At 51.9% G+C, this 18,376-nt stretch carries 14 protein-coding genes; 11 read left to right on the top strand and 3 right to left on the bottom strand.

The genetic code is table 11. The annotated features are described in order from the left end of the window. Nucleotides 1-90: 90 nt before the first annotated feature. From ACQZQY_RS18665 to ACQZQY_RS18650, 4 genes are all read left to right on the top strand, one after another. Complete coding sequence (locus ACQZQY_RS18665) at nucleotides 91-1,317, top strand: winged helix-turn-helix domain-containing protein (protein WP_431296181.1); 1,227 nt, start codon at nucleotides 91-93, stop codon at nucleotides 1,315-1,317. Nucleotides 1,318-1,691: 374 nt separating this feature from the next. Continuing rightward, the gene (locus tag ACQZQY_RS18660; protein WP_056771818.1) at nucleotides 1,692-1,874 is read left to right on the top strand and encodes a Trm112 family protein; all 183 of its coding nucleotides are present in this window, start codon (nucleotides 1,692-1,694) and stop codon (nucleotides 1,872-1,874) included. Next, entirely contained in the window at nucleotides 1,871-2,620 is a 750-nt protein-coding gene (gene kdsB / locus ACQZQY_RS18655) for a 3-deoxy-manno-octulosonate cytidylyltransferase (protein WP_056769274.1), read from the top strand. Before ACQZQY_RS18660 ends, kdsB begins: the two co-directional genes overlap by 4 nt. A 189-nt stretch (nucleotides 2,621-2,809) precedes the next feature. Further along, the gene (locus ACQZQY_RS18650) at nucleotides 2,810-3,703 is read left to right on the top strand and encodes a YcbJ family phosphotransferase (RefSeq protein WP_056769276.1); all 894 of its coding nucleotides are present in this window, start codon (nucleotides 2,810-2,812) and stop codon (nucleotides 3,701-3,703) included. 1 nt (nucleotide 3,704) lies between these two features. Here ACQZQY_RS18650 and elyC read toward each other — a convergent pair whose 3' ends face one another. Next, nucleotides 3,705-4,484: an envelope biogenesis factor ElyC gene (gene elyC / locus ACQZQY_RS18645; RefSeq protein WP_183847610.1), complete on the bottom strand. Its 780-nt coding sequence runs from the start codon at nucleotides 4,482-4,484 to the stop codon at nucleotides 3,705-3,707. A gap of 169 nt (nucleotides 4,485-4,653) precedes the next feature. Between elyC and cmoM the strand changes: the two genes are divergently transcribed. The 7 genes from cmoM (at nucleotide 4,654) to ACQZQY_RS18610 (ending at nucleotide 15,548) form a co-directional block, all read left to right on the top strand. Then, nucleotides 4,654-5,439 carry a tRNA uridine 5-oxyacetic acid(34) methyltransferase CmoM gene (cmoM, locus tag ACQZQY_RS18640; RefSeq protein WP_431296180.1) on the top strand — a complete coding sequence of 262 codons (786 nt, stop codon included), beginning with the start codon at nucleotides 4,654-4,656 and terminating at the stop codon, nucleotides 5,437-5,439. Then, nucleotides 5,436-6,758 (top strand): chromosome partition protein MukF, encoded by a 1,323-nt coding sequence (gene mukF / locus ACQZQY_RS18635; protein ID WP_056769281.1) that lies wholly within the window; start codon nucleotides 5,436-5,438, stop codon nucleotides 6,756-6,758. The genes cmoM and mukF overlap by 4 nt, the downstream gene beginning before the upstream one ends. Continuing rightward, nucleotides 6,739-7,470: a chromosome partition protein MukE gene (gene mukE / locus ACQZQY_RS18630; RefSeq protein ID WP_056769283.1), complete on the top strand. Its 732-nt coding sequence runs from the start codon at nucleotides 6,739-6,741 to the stop codon at nucleotides 7,468-7,470. The genes mukF and mukE overlap by 20 nt, the downstream gene beginning before the upstream one ends. Then, complete coding sequence (gene mukB / locus ACQZQY_RS18625) at nucleotides 7,467-11,915, top strand: chromosome partition protein MukB (RefSeq protein WP_122094788.1); 4,449 nt, start codon at nucleotides 7,467-7,469, stop codon at nucleotides 11,913-11,915. Before mukE ends, mukB begins: the two co-directional genes overlap by 4 nt. 352 nt (nucleotides 11,916-12,267) lie before the next feature. Beyond that, on the top strand, nucleotides 12,268-14,118 hold the full coding sequence (gene ldtD / locus ACQZQY_RS18620) for a L,D-transpeptidase (protein ID WP_431296179.1): 1,851 nt from the start codon (nucleotides 12,268-12,270) through the stop codon (nucleotides 14,116-14,118). A 179-nt stretch (nucleotides 14,119-14,297) separates the two neighbouring features. Further along, nucleotides 14,298-14,849 (top strand): YcbK family protein, encoded by a 552-nt coding sequence (locus tag ACQZQY_RS18615; RefSeq protein ID WP_056769288.1) that lies wholly within the window; start codon nucleotides 14,298-14,300, stop codon nucleotides 14,847-14,849. Between the two features lie 51 nt (nucleotides 14,850-14,900). Then, nucleotides 14,901-15,548: an MBL fold metallo-hydrolase gene (locus tag ACQZQY_RS18610; RefSeq protein WP_056769290.1), complete on the top strand. Its 648-nt coding sequence runs from the start codon at nucleotides 14,901-14,903 to the stop codon at nucleotides 15,546-15,548. An 80-nt stretch (nucleotides 15,549-15,628) separates the two neighbouring features. Here the strand turns inward: ACQZQY_RS18610 and ACQZQY_RS18605 are convergent, their stop codons facing one another. Next, nucleotides 15,629-16,819, bottom strand: coding sequence for an amino acid aminotransferase (locus ACQZQY_RS18605; RefSeq protein WP_217204007.1), 1,191 nt, complete (start codon nucleotides 16,817-16,819; stop codon nucleotides 15,629-15,631). Nucleotides 16,820-17,063: 244 nt separating this feature from the next. Beyond that, nucleotides 17,064-18,176 (bottom strand): porin OmpC, encoded by a 1,113-nt coding sequence (ompC, locus tag ACQZQY_RS18600; RefSeq protein WP_390972529.1) that lies wholly within the window; start codon nucleotides 18,174-18,176, stop codon nucleotides 17,064-17,066. Nucleotides 18,177-18,376: the final 200 nt, after the last annotated feature.

Here is an 18,376-nt window from a genome sequence, read left to right as displayed (position 1 = left end):
TTTATGTTGTTCTCCGTTAAGCAGAATTTTACGCTTCGGTAAAAATATGCTATCGGTATCCGCAGTCTACCCGCTGCAATGGATACCGATATGTCTCACCCGGTTATATCTCTCGCTTCAGCCCGCACCTTGCATTTATCTGCACAAAATCTCTTAAAACCTGCCACCCAAAAACTCACTGCTGCTGATGTCATTCAGGCGATTCGTAAGATGGGATTGCTGCAAATCGACACGATCAGCGTGGTTGCACGTAGTCCATATCTGGTGTTGTTCAGCCGCCTCGGTAATTACCCGACGCAGTGGCTTGAAGAATCATTGTCGGCGGGAAAGATCTTTGAATATTGGGCGCATGAGGCCTGCTTTATTCCGAGTGAAGATTACGGACTGTTGCGTCACCGGATGTTGAACCCGGAAAAAATGGGCTGGAAATTCTCACAGACGTGGTTTGATCAACATGAGCATGACATCCAGGCTTTGCTGAAACACATTGCTCAGAACGGGCCTGTTCGTTCCGCAGATTTCAGCGCGGAAAAGAAATCGAACAGTGGATGGTGGGACTGGAAACCGCATAAGAAGCACCTGGAAACGCTATTTACCTCAGGCAAACTTATGGTCGCTGAGCGACGTAATTTCCACCGGGTATACGATTTAGCCGAGCGCGTGATGCCGGGTTGGGATGATGCGACACAGGCGCTCACGAAAGAGGACGCAGAGTTTCAAATGCTCAGGCGTTCTGCCCAATGCCTCGGATTGTTCAGGCCTGAATGGCTGGCTGATTATTACCGGCTTAAGCGTGTTGATACCAAAAAGGTGATTGCTCAGTTACTGGCAGACAACGAAATAACGCCGGTGGAAGTGGAAGGGTTGACCGGTGTTTTTTATGTCCATCAGCAGCAATGGCCTCTTTTGCAGCAGGCGCTGGAATCCGGTATTTCTTCGACGGTGACGACATTACTTTCGCCATTTGATCCGGTGGTATGGGATCGTAAACGTGCGTCGGTTTTGTTCAATTTTGACTACCGGATCGAATGCTATACGCCGGAGGCAAAACGGCAATATGGCTATTTTACCTTACCTGTTTTGCAGCGGGGAGAACTGATCGGTCGGGTTGATGCCAAAATGCATCGTAAGAATAAAATTCTCGAGATCAAAAGCTTACATTTTGAACCGGGGGTTACACTGACTGCACGGCGGGTTCGGGATCTCACTGGTGCGATTAATAGTTTTGCGGTTTGGCAGGGGGCTGGCGAAGTCACAACGGGCAACATTCCTGACTCTTTAACCCGTCACTGGAATAAAAACTGGCAACTGAGCTAAGCAAAAGAAAACGGCTGCGCCAGGCAGCCGTTGATTCACGATGATTGCAGGTGTCAGGCACTATTAGTTGCTGAAGTTTGCGAACATTGCGATGATTTTGTTAATGGTTTTCATTTTAAGGCTCATGTTTGAAGTTATTTATGTGATGCAGGTCACAAAAAATTCTACTCTGCCTCAATCTGCAACGCAATCATTACAACGTGAAATTTTATCGTCACATTACGAAGGTTCCACATCTGTATGACGCGAAGGTGTGAGGAGTAACGCTGGTGGGGCGGTTATGCTATCCTGATGCACCGTCGTATCGTGTTTTCCAATGTGTTTTTGCGCTGCACCACATTGATAATCTGGTGTATTTGCCTCCGGAGAAATTTATGGATCACCGTTTGCTTGAAATCGTTGCCTGCCCTGTCTGTAACGGGAAGTTGTATTTTAATAAAGAGTCTCAGGAATTGGTCTGCAAAGCGGACAGCCTCGCGTACCCGGTTCGTGACGGAATTCCCGTATTATTAGAAAATGAGGCCCGCCCGCTTTCTGTAGATGAGACACATCCATGAGTTTTATTGCCATTATTCCTGCCCGTTATGGCTCAAGTCGTTTGCCGGGTAAACCTCTGGCGGACATCAACGGTAAACCGATGGTTGTCCATGTCATGGAACGTGCGCTTGAATCTGGCGCGAAACGTGTGATCGTCGCAACCGATCATCCGGAAGTCGTAAAAGCGGTTGAAGCGGCCGGTGGCGAAGTCTGCATGACCCGTGCGGATCATCAGTCCGGGACTGAGCGTCTGGCTGAAGTGATCGAGCTATGCCAGTTTGCTGATGACGAAATCATCGTTAACGTGCAGGGCGACGAACCCTTAATTCCGCCGGTGATTATCCGTCAGGTCGCTGAAAATCTGGCAAACAGCGAAGCGGGCATGTCCACGCTGGCCGTGCCGATTGAAACCGCAGAAGAAGCTTTCAATCCCAACGCCGTGAAAGTTGTGCGCAATGCTAAAGGCTATGCCATGTACTTCTCACGGGCGGCCATTCCCTGGGAGCGCGAACGTTTTGCCGTGTCTAAAGAAACAATTGGCGATGTCTTCCTGCGCCATATCGGCATTTACGCCTATCGTGCCGGATTTATCCGTCAGTATGTGAAATGGGAACCGAGCGAACTGGAGCACATCGAACTTCTCGAACAACTGCGGGTGCTGTGGTACGGTGAAAAAATCCATGTTGATGTGGCAAAAGCCATCCCTTCCGTCGGGGTCGATACTCCGGAAGATTTGGAACGCGTGCGCGCTATCCTGAGTCACTGATGTTTGCGAAAACGGAATGTTACGGCATTCCGTTTACTCATTTCTGATTTACATTATTTTCATGCCTTTTTGCGCACTTCCTTCCTTTTTCTCTTCCGATTATCCGGTTTTTGTTTGATCTGAAACGGGGTATTCCTGCATTGAAGCTTCCATCATAACCCTTACTCTTTTCGTCACTGCGAACACGTTATGGAACAGCTAAAAGCCGAATTAAGTATTGTGCTGGGTGAGCGTTTATCCCGCCTGGAATGCGTCAGTGAGCAGCCCTACGCCCATCTGTTTTCACTCTATGATGAGCAGGGCTATGCGATGCCTTTGATGGCGAAAAGTTTTACCTGTCAGGGGATCGCCGGGCAAGAGGCCTATAAACTTTCCATGCTGGCGAGAGAAGGGGTAGTCCGTGTGCCGACGGTTTATGGCATGGTCACCACCCATCAAAAACCCTACCAGGAGATCCTGCTGATTGAACGGCTGCGTGGCGTTTCGGCAGAAGCGCCCACCCGAACGCCTGAACGCTGGCACGTTTTGCAGGAGCAAATGGTGGAGGCGATGCTGGCGTGGCATCGTATTGACAGTCACGGTTGCGTGGGTTCCGTTGACAGTACGCAGGAAAATCGCTGGGAAAACTGGTATCCGCAGCGGATAGAGGTGTTATGGGCGACGTTAACCCATTTGCAGGCACCCGAACTCACCGCAGAAGACCGCACGATGCTGTTTCGTTCACGTCAGTGTCTGGGCGCCATGTTTAAAGACTTCGATGACACGCCGGTCCTGGTTCATGGCAATCTTTCCCTGCGAAGTATGCTCAAAGACCCGCGCAGCGATCAGTTGTTAGCGATGATCAATCCCGGCACCGTACTCTGGGCACCACGCGAATTTGAGCTTTTCCGGTTATGGGAAAAGGGCATGAGCGAGCAGCTGCTATTTACCTATTTACAGAAAGCGCCAGTTTCCGAATCATTCCTTTCCCGTCGCTGGATGTATCTGGTGTGGGAATCGGTGGCGCATCTGATTCATACCGGCAAGCTCGATCGTCGCCAGTTTGATTACGCACGGCAGCAGTTGCTGCCGTGGCTGGACTGAATCAGTTCGCCGCAGACTGCGACCCGGTAAACCATTGCCACAGGCGTCCCAGCGATTCATACCATACCCGTTCGCTGTGAGATAAATAAAACGCCTGCGGGAGGGCTTTTTCCCACGGATTAAGCGGGGAATTGATCGCCAGCTGATTGGCTGGCGCAGGTATTGGCGTCAGCCCCTGCTGCCGGAAGAAAATCATCGCGCGCGGGAGGTGATTGGCGGACGTTACCAGAGCGAAAGGTTGTTGCCCGATCAGTGCTTTGACCTGCTCAGATTCTTCATGAGTATCTTTCGGTTTATCAAGCAACAGGATATCGCTCTCAGGAACGCCTAAACTTTCTGCCACTTTTCCTGCTACTGACGCACTGCTGACCGGGTTCGTCATTGCCTTGCCGCCGGTAAAGACCAATTTGGCTCCCGGATTAGCACGATAAATACGGATCCCTTCGGTGACCCGCGGCAGACTGTTGCTGAGCAAATTCGAGCTCGGCGCCCACTCAGGATTGAAGGTATAACCGCCTCCCAGCACCACCACAAATTTCACCGGCGGGTGCGCCTGCGCCTGATAAGTCGGGTATTCTGATTCAATCGGTCGCAGCAGGCTGTCAGCCACGGGTTGCAGGCTCAGAAGCAGCAACAGCAGCCAACTTAGCAAAAAACACACTTTTCCGGTTTTCTGCCAGCGGGTCATCCACAGCAACACCAGCGCGATTGCCATGATCAGCAAAATAAAGGGCAGGGGAAGCAGCAGGCCGCCAAGGGTCTTTTTTAGGATAAATAACATCTGAAACCGTTCCTTTTGGGTGAAAAAACGACATCCGGGCGTGATTCCGCGTCAGGATGATTTATTCTATGCCCGCCTGTGCCAAAATAGCAGCCAGATAGCTGCACACCAAATTATTCACGTGGATAGGTTTCCACCAAAATGCTCAACAGCGAACAGGTAAGACTTCATGCAGGATCGTAATTTTGACGATATGGCCGAAAAATTTTCGCGCAATATCTACGGCACAACGAAGGGACGTATCCGTCAGGCTGTGCTGGGTCAGGATCTGCAGGAATTACTGAAATCTTTACCGCAGCGGCCTCTGCGCATTTTAGATGCGGGCGGCGGCGAAGGACAAATGGCCTGCGAACTGGCCGCTTTAGGACATCAGGTCTTGTTGTGCGATCTGTCAGGTGAGATGATCCGCCGCGCTCAGGCCGCTGCGATTGAAAAAGGTGTGAGCGGTAACATGCAATTTGTACAATGCCCCGCTCAGCACATCGCAGAACATTTAGAACAGCCGGTTGATCTGATATTGTTCCATGCGGTCATCGAATGGCTGGCAGAGCCGCAAGCGGCGCTGGCCGCGCTGGTCGATTGTCTGGCACCCGGTGGCGCGCTATCGCTGATGTTTTACAATATCCATGGCCTGGTCATGCGGCACATGATCCTCGGCAATTTTGGTCATGTCGACGCGGGCGTACCAAAAATCAAAAAAAGCTCCCTGTTACCTGATCACCCGCTGGAACCCGCGCAGGTCTATCAGTGGCTGGAAGCGCTTGGAATGCAGATCAGTGGCAAGACCGGTGTTAGAGTGTTCCACGATTATTTGCGAAACAGACAACAACATAAACAGGATTTTGACGAGCTTCTGGCGCTGGAACAGCGCTATTGCCGCCAGGAACCTTTTGTTAGTTTGGGACGTTACATCCACGTGATGGCGCACAAACCCATTCTGAAGGACGAATTATGAGTGAATTTTCCCAGACTGTACCCGAACTGGTCGCCTGGGCACGGAAAAATGATTTCTCAATTTCGCTGCCAACGGAGCGACTGGCTTTTCTTCTGGCGATTGCCACATTAAACAGCGAGCGCCTTGATGGGGAAATGAGTGAAGGTGAACTGGTTGATGCGTTTCGTCATGTCAGTAAAGGTTTTGAGCAGACGAATGAAACGATTAACGTACGTGCCAATAACGCCATCAATGACATGGTGCGCCAGCGTTTGCTCAACCGTTTTGTCAGTGAAATGGCTGACGGCAATGCTATTTATCGCCTGACGCCTCTGGCGATCGGTATCTCCGATTATTATATCCGTCAGCGTGAGTTCTCCACGCTGCGTCTGTCTATGCAGCTGTCGATCGTGGCGCAGGAACTCAAGCGCGCCGCCGATGCAGCCGACGAAGGCGGTGATGATTTCCACTGGCATCGCAACGTTTACGCACCGCTGAAATATTCCGTTGCGGAAATCTTCGACAGCATAGATATGACTCAGCGCATCATGGATGAGCAGCAGCAGGGCGTGAAAGACGATATTGCCGGGCTGCTCAACAAAGACTGGCGCGCAGCTATTTCCAGCTGTGAACTTCTTCTGTCAGAAACCTCCGGTACACTGCGCGAATTGCAGGATACGCTGGAAGCGGCGGGTAACCTGCTGCAGGCGCACCTGATGCGTATTCAGGACGCCACCATGATCGACATGGATTTGGGATTCGTCGACAAACTGGTTTTCGACTTACAAAACAAACTCGATCGCATTACCAGTTGGGGGCAGCAGGCCATTGACCTGTGGATCGGTTATGACCGTCACGTACACAAATTTATCCGTACCGCGATCGACATGGATAAAAATCGCGTATTTGCTCAGCGTCTGCGTCAGTCGGTTCAGAACTATTTTGATCAGCCGTGGACACTGACTTTTGCCAATGCCGATCGTCTGCTGGACATGCGCGACGAAGAACTGGCGCTTCGCAGTGAGGAAGTGACGGGCGAACTTCCGCCAGATCTTGAATTCGAAGAATTTAACGAAATCCGTGAACAGCTTGCGGCATTGATTGAACAGGCATTACAAGTTTATCAACAACAGAAAACGCCGCTCAATCTGGGCATGGTGATGCGCGAATACCTCATACAGTATCCGCGAGCCCGACACTTTGATGTCGCGCGAATTGTGGTCGACCAGGCAGTGCGCCTTGGTGTGGCTGAAGCAGATTTTTCAGGGTTGCACGCCGAATGGCAGGCAATCAATGATTACGGAGCCAAGGTGCAGGCCCATGTCATCGACAAATATTGAACACATAATGCCAGCTAAGCTGGCGCAGGCACTGGCGAACTCAGTGTTTCCTGCTCTCGACAGCCAGTTACGTTCCGGCCGCCACATCGGCATTGATGAACTGGATAACCACGCTTTCCTGATGGACTATCAGGAAGAAATGGAACTCTTTTACAGCCGCTATCACGTGGAATTGATTCGGGCACCGGAAGGTTTCTTCTATTTACGCCCGCGTTCTACCACGCTTATCCCGCGCTCGGTTTTGTCTGAGCTGGACATGATGGTGGGGAAAATTCTTTGCTATCTGTATCTCAGCCCTGAACGTCTGGCGCATGAAGGCATTTTCACCCAGCAGGAACTTTATGATGAGTTGCTGAGCCTGGCTGATGAAAACAAATTGCTTAAATACGTGAACCAGCGCTCCACCGGCTCCGATCTCGACCGCCAGAAGTTACAGGACAAAGTCAGAACGTCACTGAACCGTCTGCGCCGTCTGGGTATGGTGTTTTTCATGGGCGTCGACAGCACGAAATTCCGCATCACCGAAGCTGTATTTCGTTTCGGTGCTGATGTCCGCAGCGGAGATGATGCCCGTGAAGCGCAGTTGCGGATGATCCGCGACGGCGAAGCGATGCCTGTTGACAGCGCATTGTCATTAAACGATGAGCCCGATGACAGTGAAGCCCAGACCGGGCAGCAAGGACACCAGAGCGCAGAGGATGAACAGGAATGATTGAACGCGGTAAATTTCGCTCACTGACGCTGGTTAACTGGAACGGCTTTTTTGCCCGTACTTTTGACCTCGATTCACTGGTGACTACGCTTTCCGGCGGCAACGGTGCGGGTAAATCCACCACCATGGCTGCCTTCGTCACGGCGCTTATCCCCGATCTGACGCTGCTGCATTTCCGTAATACCACGGAAGCGGGCGCGACTTCCGGTTCACGCGACAAAGGTCTGCACGGAAAACTACGTGCGGGCGTGTGTTATTCGGTGCTGGACGTGGTGAACTCACGTCACCAGCGCATTGTGGTGGGCGTTCGCCTGCAACAAATTGCCGGTCGCGATCGCAAAGTCGATATCAAACCCTTCACCATTCAGGGATTGCCGGTTGCGGTAAACCCGACGGAAATGCTGACTGAAACGGTCGGAGAACGCCAGGCGCGCGTGTTGTCTTTGCAGGAACTGAAAGATCGCGTCGAGGCAATGGAAGGCGTGCAGTTTAAGCAGTTCAACTCGATTACTGATTATCATGCCCTGATGTTTGATCTGGGCGTGATCCCGCGCCGTTTACGTTCAGCGTCAGACCGCAGCAAGTTCTATCGTCTGATTGAGGCCTCGCTGTACGGCGGTATTTCCAGCGCCATCACCCGTTCCCTGCGTGACTACCTGTTACCGGAAAACAGCGGTGTGCGTAAAGCTTTCCAGGATATGGAAGCGGCGCTGCGCGAAAACCGCATGACGCTGGAAGCCATCCGCGTTACGCAATCTGACCGTGACCTGTTTAAGCATCTGATTTCTGAAGCGACTTCTTACGTGGCTGCCGACTACATGCGTCACGCCAATGAACGCCGTATCCATCTTGATGGTGCGCTGGTGCTGCGTAATGATTTGCTAACCAGCCGCAAACAGCTCTCCGGTGAACAATACCGCCACGTTGAAATGGCGCGTGAGCTGGCAGAACAAAGCGGTGCGCAAAGCGATCTGGAAACAGATTATCAGGCCGCCAGTGACCATCTGAGTCTGGTACAGACAGCGATGCGTCAGCAGGAAAAAATCGAGCGTTATGAAAGCGATCTCGAAGAGCTGACTTATCGTCTGGAAGAGCAGAACGAAGTCGTCGCAGAAGCCAGCGAACTGCACGCCGAGCATGAAGCCCGTGCAGAGGCCGCCGAGCTGGAAGTGGATGAACTGAAGAGCCAGCTGGCAGATTATCAGCAGGCGCTGGATGTTCAGCAGACCCGTGCTATTCAGTATCAGCAAGCCTTGCAGGCGATCGAGCGCGCTCGCGAGCTGTGCCAGATCCCCGATCTGAGCACGCAAAACAGTGAACAATGGCTGGATACGTTTCAGAGCAAAGAGCAGGAAGCGACCGAAATCCTGCTGATGCTGGAACAAAAAATGAGTGTGGCCTCTGCCGCACACAGCCAGTTCGAAACGGCCTACCAGTTGGTCGTGAAAATCGCCGGAGAAGTCAGCCGCAGTGATGCCTGGAAGACGGCGCGTGAACTGCTGCGCGAGTGGTCCTCACAACTGCATCAGGCTGAGCGCGTTGAGCCGCTGCGTATGCGTTTGTCCGAGCTGGAAGGGCGTCTGCGCGAGCAGCAGGACGCTGAGCGTCAGTTGCAGGAATTCTGCAAACGCACCGGGCAGGATGTGCAACCGGAAGATCTGGACGAAATGCAGCGCGAGCTGGACGTGCAGATTGAAGAATTACAGATTGTGGTATCACAGGCCGGTGAACGTCGCATGGAAATGCGTCAGGAACTTGAGCAGGTGCAGGCCCGCATCCGTGAACTGACCGCACGCGCACCTGTCTGGCTGGCCGCTCAGGAAGCCCTGAGTCAGTTAAGCGAGCAGAGCAAAGAGCCGCTGGAAAACAGCCAGCAGGTCACAGAGTACATGCAGCAGTTGCTGGAAAGTGAGCGTGATACCACCGTTGAACGTGACGAAGTGGCGGCACGTAAACGTCGAATCGAAGGCCAGATCACCCGTCTCAGCCAGCCAAGCGGTGCGGAAGATTCCCGCATGATTGCGCTGGCAGAGCGTTTTGGCGGCGTACTGCTGTCAGAGATTTACGATGACGTCACCATCGACGATGCACCTTATTTCTCGGCGTTGTATGGCCCGTCGCGCCACGCAATTGTGGTGCCTGATTTATCGCTGATCCGCGATCAGCTGGACGGCCTGGACGATTGCCCTGAAGATCTCTATCTGATTGAAGGGGATCCGCAGTCCTTCGATGATAACGTTTTTGAAGTCGATGAAATGCAGGGCGCGGTGCTGGTGAAAACCGGTGACCGCCAGTGGCGTTATTCGCACTTCCCGCAGGTGCCGTTGTTTGGCCGTGCGGCCCGTGAAAACCGTCTTGAAACGCTGCATAAAGAACGCGAAAGTTTGTCTGAGCGTTACGCCACGCTGTCATTCGATGTGCAGAAAATTCAGCGTGCACATCAGGCTTTCAGCCGCTTTATCGGCAGTCATCTTGCCGTGGCGTTTGATGCCGATCCTGAGGCTGAGATTCGTAGTCTGAGCGGTCGCCGTGGTGAACTGGAGCGTGCACTTAATGCGCACGAAGGCCAGAATCAGCAACAGCGTCAGCAGTACGAGCAGGCAAAAGACGCCATCGCGATGCTCAACAAACTTCAGCCGCGCGTAGGTTTGCTGTGCGATGAAACGTTGATCGATCGTGTGGAAGAAATTCGCGACGAAATGGAAGAGGCGCAGGATGCCGCCCGTTTCATCCAGCAACATGGTATTTCTCTCAGCAAGCTGGAACCGCTGGTTTCCGTTCTGCAAAGCGACCCTGAACAACACGAACAGCTGAAAGAAGATTATGCACAGGCTCAGCACGCCCAGCGTCTGGCGAAACAACAGGCGTTCGCCCTGACTGAAGTCGTTCAGCGCCGTGCTCATTTCAGCTATACCGACTCTGCCGGAATGTTGAATGAGAATGCTGATCTGAACGACCAGTTGCGTCAGCGCCTCGAACATGCCGAAGCCGAACGTACCCGTGCCCGTGAACAAATGCGTCAGCATCAGGCGCAATATGCGCAATACAGCCAGGTGCTGGCCTCGCTGAAAAGCTCGTTCGACGCCAAACGTGACATGCTTAAAGAACTGGGGCAGGAGTTGCAGGATATCGGCGTTCAGGCCGATCCGAATGCCGAAGCGCGCGCCAAAACGCGTCGCGATGAGCTGCACTCGGCGCTCAGCACTAACCGGGCGCGCTGCAACCAACTTGAAAAACAGATTACCTTCTGCGAAGCCGAAATGGATAACCTGCAGAAGAAATTACGTAAGCTGGAACGTGATTATCATCAGAGCCGCGAGCAGGTTGTCTCCTCGAAAGCGGGCTGGTGTGCCGTCATGCGTCTGGTGAAAGATAACGGTGTTGAGCGTCGCTTACATCGCCGTGAGCTGGCCTATATGGACGGCGATGAGCTGCGTTCTATGTCGGATAAATCATTGGGTGCGCTGCGTCTGGCGGTGTCTGATAACGAACATCTGCGTGATGTGCTTCGTCTTTCAGAAGATCCAAAACGTCCTGAGCGTAAAATCCAGTTTTACATCGCGGTGTATCAGCATCTGCGCGAACGTATCCGGCAGGATATCATTCGTACTGATGATCCGGTTGAAGCCATCGAACAGATGGAAATTGAACTCGGGCGTTTGACGGAAGAACTGACTGCCCGCGAACAGCAACTGGCAATTAGCTCTAAGAGCGTGGCCAACATCATTCGCAAAACCATTCAGCGTGAGCAGAACCGTATCCGTCAGCTGAACCAGGGGCTGCAAGCCGTGGCATTTGGTCAGGTGAAGAGCGTGCGGCTGAACGTCAATGTGCGCGAGGCGCATGCCGGCTTGCTGGATGTGCTCTCCGAGCAACAGGAACAACATCAGGATCTGTTCAGCAGCAACCGTCTGACCTTCTCCGAAGCCCTGGCGAAGTTGTACCAGCGTCTGAACCCGCAAATCGACATGGGGCAACGCACGCCACAAACGATCGGCGAAGAGCTGCTCGACTATCGTAACTATCTCGAGATGGAAGTCGAGGTGAACCGCGGCTCTGACGGCTGGCTGCGTGCAGAGAGTGGCGCGCTGTCAACGGGTGAAGCGATCGGTACCGGTATGTCGATTCTGGTGATGGTCGTACAGAGCTGGGAAGACGAATCGAGCCGTATGCGCGGGAAAGATATTTCACCGTGCCGCCTGTTGTTCCTCGATGAAGCGGCGCGTCTGGATGCCAAATCTATCGCGACACTTTTCGAGTTGTGCGATCGTCTGGAAATGCAGTTGATTATTGCCGCACCGGAAAACATCAGCCCTGAAAAGGGGACGACCTATAAGCTGGTGCGTAAAATGTTCGGTAACAATGAGCATGTTCACGTGGTGGGTTTACGTGGTTTTGCACCAGAAGTCCCTGCGCTGGCGAGCACGGAAGAAGACGTTTCCTGAGCATTTTTTAATATGAAAGTGTCTTGAATGTCTGAAAGCCCTGGCGAAGAATGCCGGGGCTTTTTACGTCTAATTATTCATTTTACTTATGCTTTCAGATAAAAAATAAGTGGTTTCAAATAGCAAAAAAAACAATCGTCCTGCCTTGCCTGAAATATAGGCGAATGAATTAAAAACGCCGTAATGAAGGCTTTATTTCGGCTGACGGCTGGCATAGAGTCATCACGTCAGACGCGGACTCTATTTAATTGAGTTTCTACGCAAAAAAAGAATTCTCTTTATATACTTAATCTCAGTATCGCTGGATTATTTCGGGGATGAAATTGATAAATTTACCGGGAGGCAAGGGAAGATGTTGATGAATCAAAGGTCTCTCAAGTTTTTAGTCGCCAGCTGCTTGCTGGCCAGCGGGTTATCGCCATGGTTTGCTGCCTGGGCGGCAGTACCGACCATGCCAGTGCGAACTACCACGCTTTCCAGCGTACAGAGTATGAGCCAGCTCCAGGCTGAACTGTTACCGCGAGGTATCCGTCCGCTGTATCTGTCTTCTCTGTCGTCACTGTATGCGGCAAACCACATGCAGCCCATGTGGAAGGACAGGGAAACCGTCCAGATTTTCCAGCAACAACTTGCAGAACTGGCTATTTCTGGTATACAGCCTCAATTTACCCAATGGGTAAGGTGGTTGACAGATCCGCAAATCACCGGGATGGCGCGTGACGTCGTATTGTCTGACGCTATGCTTGGGTATTTGCAGTTCACCAGCAGCGTTGAAGCGAAAGGCGACACCTGGCTGTACAGCAATGTCCCTTACAAAATGACCACACCACCGCTCACCGTCATCAATCAGTGGCAGTTGGCGGTGCGCAAAGATACAACGGCGCAGTATTTATCGACACTGACTCCACAGCACCCTTATTACGCGAAAATGCACGAAGCGCTGAAAATCATGCTGGCGGATAACCGCCCATGGCCTGCCATGACCGGAGCATCAAGCCTGCGTCCTGAACAGATCAGTGATGACATTCCTGCCCTGCGTGAAATTCTCGACCGCACCGGCATGATGGTTGCCGCCCCGGAAGAGATCAAAGCACCTAAGCCGACGGACGAAACCATCGCGCCAAATGTGCCGGGCAGCGCAGCCAATGACGATCTTTCCGTCGATGAAACAGCTGACAAAGCGCAGAACGCAACGCCTGCGGTGAGTCCTTCTGCAACGTCAGTGCAGGATGTCTTGCCTACCGTGCAGTCTGCCGAAAGCCCGGCGCCGGTCGCGCCTGTTGTGGTGTCCAATAACCAGTACACACCAGAGCTGGTGGAGGCGGTCAAACGTTTCCAGAAATGGCAAGGGTTGGAAGCTGACGGCATCATTGGTGCCCGTACCCGCCAGTGGCTTAACGCATCCCCGCAGCTGCGCGCGACGTTGCTGGCGTTGAACATTCAGCGTCTGCGAATTCTGCCGGGCAATGTTAACACCGGCATTATGGTGAACATCCCCAACTACCAGCTGACTTACTATCTCAACGGCAACGAAGTGTTGTCTTCAAGAGTGATTGTCGGGCGTCCGAGCCGTAAAACGCCACTGATGAGCAGTGCGTTGAATAATGTGGTGGTGAACCCGCCATGGAACGTGCCGACCACGCTGGTGCGCGAAGATATTGTGCCGAAAGCCAGGAACAACCCGACGTATTTCCAGCAACACGGTTATCAGGTTCTATCGGGCTGGAGCAATGATGCGGAAGTGATCGACCCGATGATGATTGACTGGGCCATGGTGTCACCGAGCCATTTCCCGTATCGCATTCGTCAGGCACCGGGTGCCAGTAATTCGCTGGGCCGCTATAAGTTTAATATGCCAAGTTCGGATGCTATCTATCTGCATGACACGCCGAATCACAACCTGTTCAGCAAAGACATTCGCGCATTAAGTTCAGGCTGTGTGCGGGTAAATAAAGCGTCAGAACTGGCGAATATGCTGTTGCAGGATGCCGGCTGGAATGACACGCGGATCTCCTCGGCCCTGCAGGGCGGGAATACGACGTATGTGTCAATTCGCCATCACATACCCGTTAAACTGTTTTATCTGACAGCCTGGGTTGCTGAAGATGGTAAGCCGCAATTCCGCACAGATATTTACAATTATGATTCAACCGTGAGATCTGGTGCACAAATATTGCCTCAGGCAGAGAAATTACTGCAATAAATGCAGTAAAACTAATCTGATAACGGTCTGAGTAGTTGGCCATACAACGAGCGTGAGCCCCTGGCACGCTCGTTTTGCGTTTTAGGGTCCCTTGACTCGTTCTATTTAGGGCGTTAAGGTTCGAAACGGTGCTGGCATTGCACCTATTTTTGACACTCTTACCGGATAGTAAACTGTACATGAATGAAATCGACAAACATCGCCGTAAATGGCTGGCATTAGGCAGTGCCGCTATGGGGATTGCATTACTTCCGAGTCGTGCATTCGCCACTCTTTCCACTCCTCGTCCGCGTATTCTGGTCGTTAACAATCTAAATACCGGCGAAACCCTCAAAACTGAATTTTTTGATGGAAAGCGTTACAACAAGGATGAATTGGCCCGGTTAAATCATTTGTTCAGGGACTATCGTGCGGAAAAAGTGAAGTCCATTGATCCTGCTCTGTTCGATCATCTTTATCGTTTACAGGTCATGCTCGGTGGAACGAACAAGCCCGTTCAGCTGATTTCCGGTTACCGTTCGCTGGCCACCAACAACAGCATGCGCGAACCAGGAAGTGGGGTAGCGAAACACAGCTACCATACGCTTGGGCAGGCAATGGATTTCCACATCCAGGGCATTGAACTGAGTAATATCCGCAAAGCAGCATTAAAAATGCGGATGGGTGGTGTAGGATATTATCCACGAAGTAACTTTGTGCACATCGATACCGGCCCTGCCCGGACCTGGTGATGTGTGTCATTAGTGGCCTGCCCAAACGGACAGGCCATTTTGTGGAGCACTATGAAAACCCATCTCATTACTGTCACGGCGTTCAGCCAAAATTGCTCATTGATCTGGTGTACTAAAACCAATCAGGCCGCGCTTGTCGATCCGGGCGGTGAAGCAGCCAAAATTATTCGCGAAGTTTCCGCTCAGGGCGTTCTGGTCACTCAGATCCTGCTGACTCACGGACATCTTGATCACGTCGGCGCCGCTGCTGAACTGGCAGAACATTATCAGGTGCCAGTGATCGGCCCGCAAAAAGAAGATCAATTCCTGCTGGATGGGCTGCCCGCTCAGAGCCAGATGTTTGGACTGGAACACTGTGACCCGTTGACGCCAGACACCTGGCTGGAAGAAGGCGACACCGTCAGCGTTGGCGAAGAAGCGCTCTCCGTCCTGCATTGTCCGGGTCATACGCCGGGGCATATTGTCTTCATCAATGACAAAGCGCGTTTAGCCGTTTCCGGTGACGTGATTTTCAAAGGTGGCGTAGGCCGCAGTGATTTCCCGCGCGGCGATCATCAGGCGCTGATCAATTCCATCAAAACCAAATTATTGCCACTGGGCGATGATATTGTTTTCATCCCCGGTCACGGCCCGATGTCTGATTTTGGTTATGAGCGTAAAACCAATCCGTTCCTGCAGGATGAATTGCCGGTTTGGTGATTTTTCTGCCGCATTGGGAACAGCAAAAAGCCCGTCAGTCACCTGACGGGCTTTTTTAATGGAACAGCGCTGCTTATCTTTTAGATGACCGCGACAATGGCTTCACACAGAGGAGCCATGTTGTCCAGCGTAATACCAGCCACGTTAATACGGCCAGAATTCACCGCGTAAACGCCGAATTCATCACGCAGACGCAAAACCTGATCTTTGGTCAGGCCGCTGAAAGAGAACATGCCGTTCTGATTGATAATAAAACTAAAGTCCTGTTTAGCGCCTTTTTCCTGCAAGGTGGTGACGAACAACTGACGCATGCGGTGGATACGCTGGCGCATGTCGCTCAGTTCCTGCTCCCACAAGGTGCGCAGGGCAGGGTTACCCAATATGGTCGCCACAACGGCTGCGCCGTGTGCCGGTGGGTTAGAGTAGTTTGCACGGATAACGGATTTCACCTGACTGAAGGCGCGATCTGCCGTGTCGGCATCTGCTGCTACTAAAGTACAGGCGCCCACTCGTTCGTTATACAGACCAAAGTTTTTGGAGTAGGAGCTGGCAACCAGCAACTCTTTGTGTTTTTCCACGAACAGGCGCAGGCCACCCGCATCTTCTTCCAGACCTTTGGCAAAGCCCTGGTAGGCGAAATCAAACAGCGGCAACCAGCCTTTACTGACGGAGAGTTCAGCCAGTTGCGCCCACTGCGCTTGCGTAGGATCGATACCGGTCGGGTTATGGCAGCAGCCGTGGAATAACACCACGTCACCGGCCTGGGCTTCGCTCAGGCTTTTCAGCATACCGTCGAAATCAAGGGTGTGATTCGGCGCGTCATAATAATTGTATTCAGCGACTTCAAGACCGGCGGCATTAAACACGCCCTTATGGTTTGGCCAGCTCGGGTTACTGACCCACACGCGTTTAGCGCTGGTCTGCGTGGCAATGAAATCAGCAGCAATACGCAATGCGCCGGTGCCGCCTGGGGTCTGCGCGGTGCGGGCGCGTTTTTCCGCGATCACGGCACTGTCTTTTCCGAACAGCAATTCCTGCGTGCAGTGTGCGAAATCAGGCAACCCGTCGATGCTCAGATAGGTTTTAGTCGTTTCATTTTCCAACAGGAATTGTTCGGCTTTTTTCACGCTGGCCAGAACCGGCGTTTTACCGGTTTCATCTTTATAAACACCAATCCCAAGATTGATTTTATCAGAGCGGTCGTCAGCGCGGAAAAGATCGGAAAGACCCAGAATAGGATCGGCGGGTGCTGCTGTGATTTTTTCAAACATGTTGGAAATTTCCATTAGCCTGATAGTGCGAAAGAGGCTTTAAGGGTAACGCCAGAGAGGGTTATTTGCCAACCGTTTGCGGGAAAAAGTAAGCAGAGTTGTGAGGGCGAATCCGAGATTAAAATATTTTATGGCAAGCCGCGGGTAAAGAGGCTTTTCAGGAAGACATAAATGCAAAAGGCAGAGCCGAAGCTCTGCCTTGATATCCACTTTGATGCACCCGTAAGTGCATCGTTAAGCGATATTAGAACTGGTATTGCAAGCCAACACCCACAGTGTCGTCGGTGCTGCGACCGGCGGCTTTGGTGTAGCTGTTGTCGTCCAGCAGGTTGATTTTGTAGTCAACGTAGGTAGACATGTTTTTGTTGAAGTAGTAGTAAGTACCAACTTCTACGTATTTAACCAGGTCAGCATCGCCGCCGGTGTAAGTAGAGCCGTTGTCGGTGAAGCCGTTCAGCTGCTTGCCTTTAGACTGCAGGTAAGCGATTGATGGGCGCAGACCGAAGTCGAACTGGTACTGTGCAACCACTTCGAAGTTCTGAGTTTTGTTAGCAATTGCAGCTGGGTTGCCGTAATCGGTGGTGTTGCGTGATTCACCGTAGAAGGTTGCCAGGTACAGGTTGTTAGCGTCGTATTTCGCGCCGAATGCGTATGCGTCAGCTTTGTCGCCGTTACCGTCTGCTTTCTGAGTAGAGGTACGGTTAGAAGAGAAGTAAGCACCTGTCAGGCTAACACCGGAGTTGCCCAGTGCGTATGCTGCAGAAGTACCCCAGCCGTCGCCATTGGAATCAATTGGGCCACGGCTATCACGACCTTCGTCGTTTTTGCCCTGGTACTGTACAGCGAAGCTCAGGCCATCAACCAGACCGAAGAAGTTGCTGTTACGGTAAGTTGCCATACCATTACCACGACCAACCATAAAGTTGTCGTTGTTCTGGTACATAGTGTCATCACCAAAGATTGGCAATTGGTCGGTGTAGGACATTACGTCGTAGATTACGCCGTAGTTACGACCGTAGTCGAATGAACCTGCATCGCCAAATTTCAGACCTGCGAAGCCCAGACGAGTTTTGTTGCCTTCGTCACCAGCGCTTTCTGCATGGTTAGCCTGAACGTTGTATTCCCACTGGCCGTAACCGGTCAGTTGGTCAGTAATTTGGGTTTCGCCTTTGAAGCCGAAACGAACATAAGTCTGGTCGCCATCATCGCTGGCGTTATCAGAGAAGTTGTGGCGTGCGTCAACTTTACCGTACAAATCCAGTTTGTTGCCGTCTTTGTTATAGATCTCTGCTGCATTAGCTGCGCCAGCTACTAACAATGCTGGGATTACTACTGCAAGAATGTTGCGCTTCATCATTATTATTACCCTCATTGGTTTTATTCGGACACCTGCCACTGCCGTCAATAATTCTTTGGGGAACTATTCATGAAAGTTTGGTGTCTCCTGTGTCTGAACGCACTATTCCATCCGAGGTTCGCTTAATCTACAGCGAAAATGCTACTAAATTACTAAATATGTTTCAGCGGGAAAGAATGTATTACAAAATGTGTATTTTA

Origin of the sequence: Rahnella sp. PAMC25559 (assembly GCF_050632365.1) — a bacterium.
Lineage (GTDB): Bacteria > Pseudomonadota > Gammaproteobacteria > Enterobacterales > Enterobacteriaceae > Rahnella > Rahnella rivi.
The sequence above is the reverse complement of the archived record's forward strand: the minus strand, read 5'-3'. Positions and strand labels throughout refer to the sequence as shown.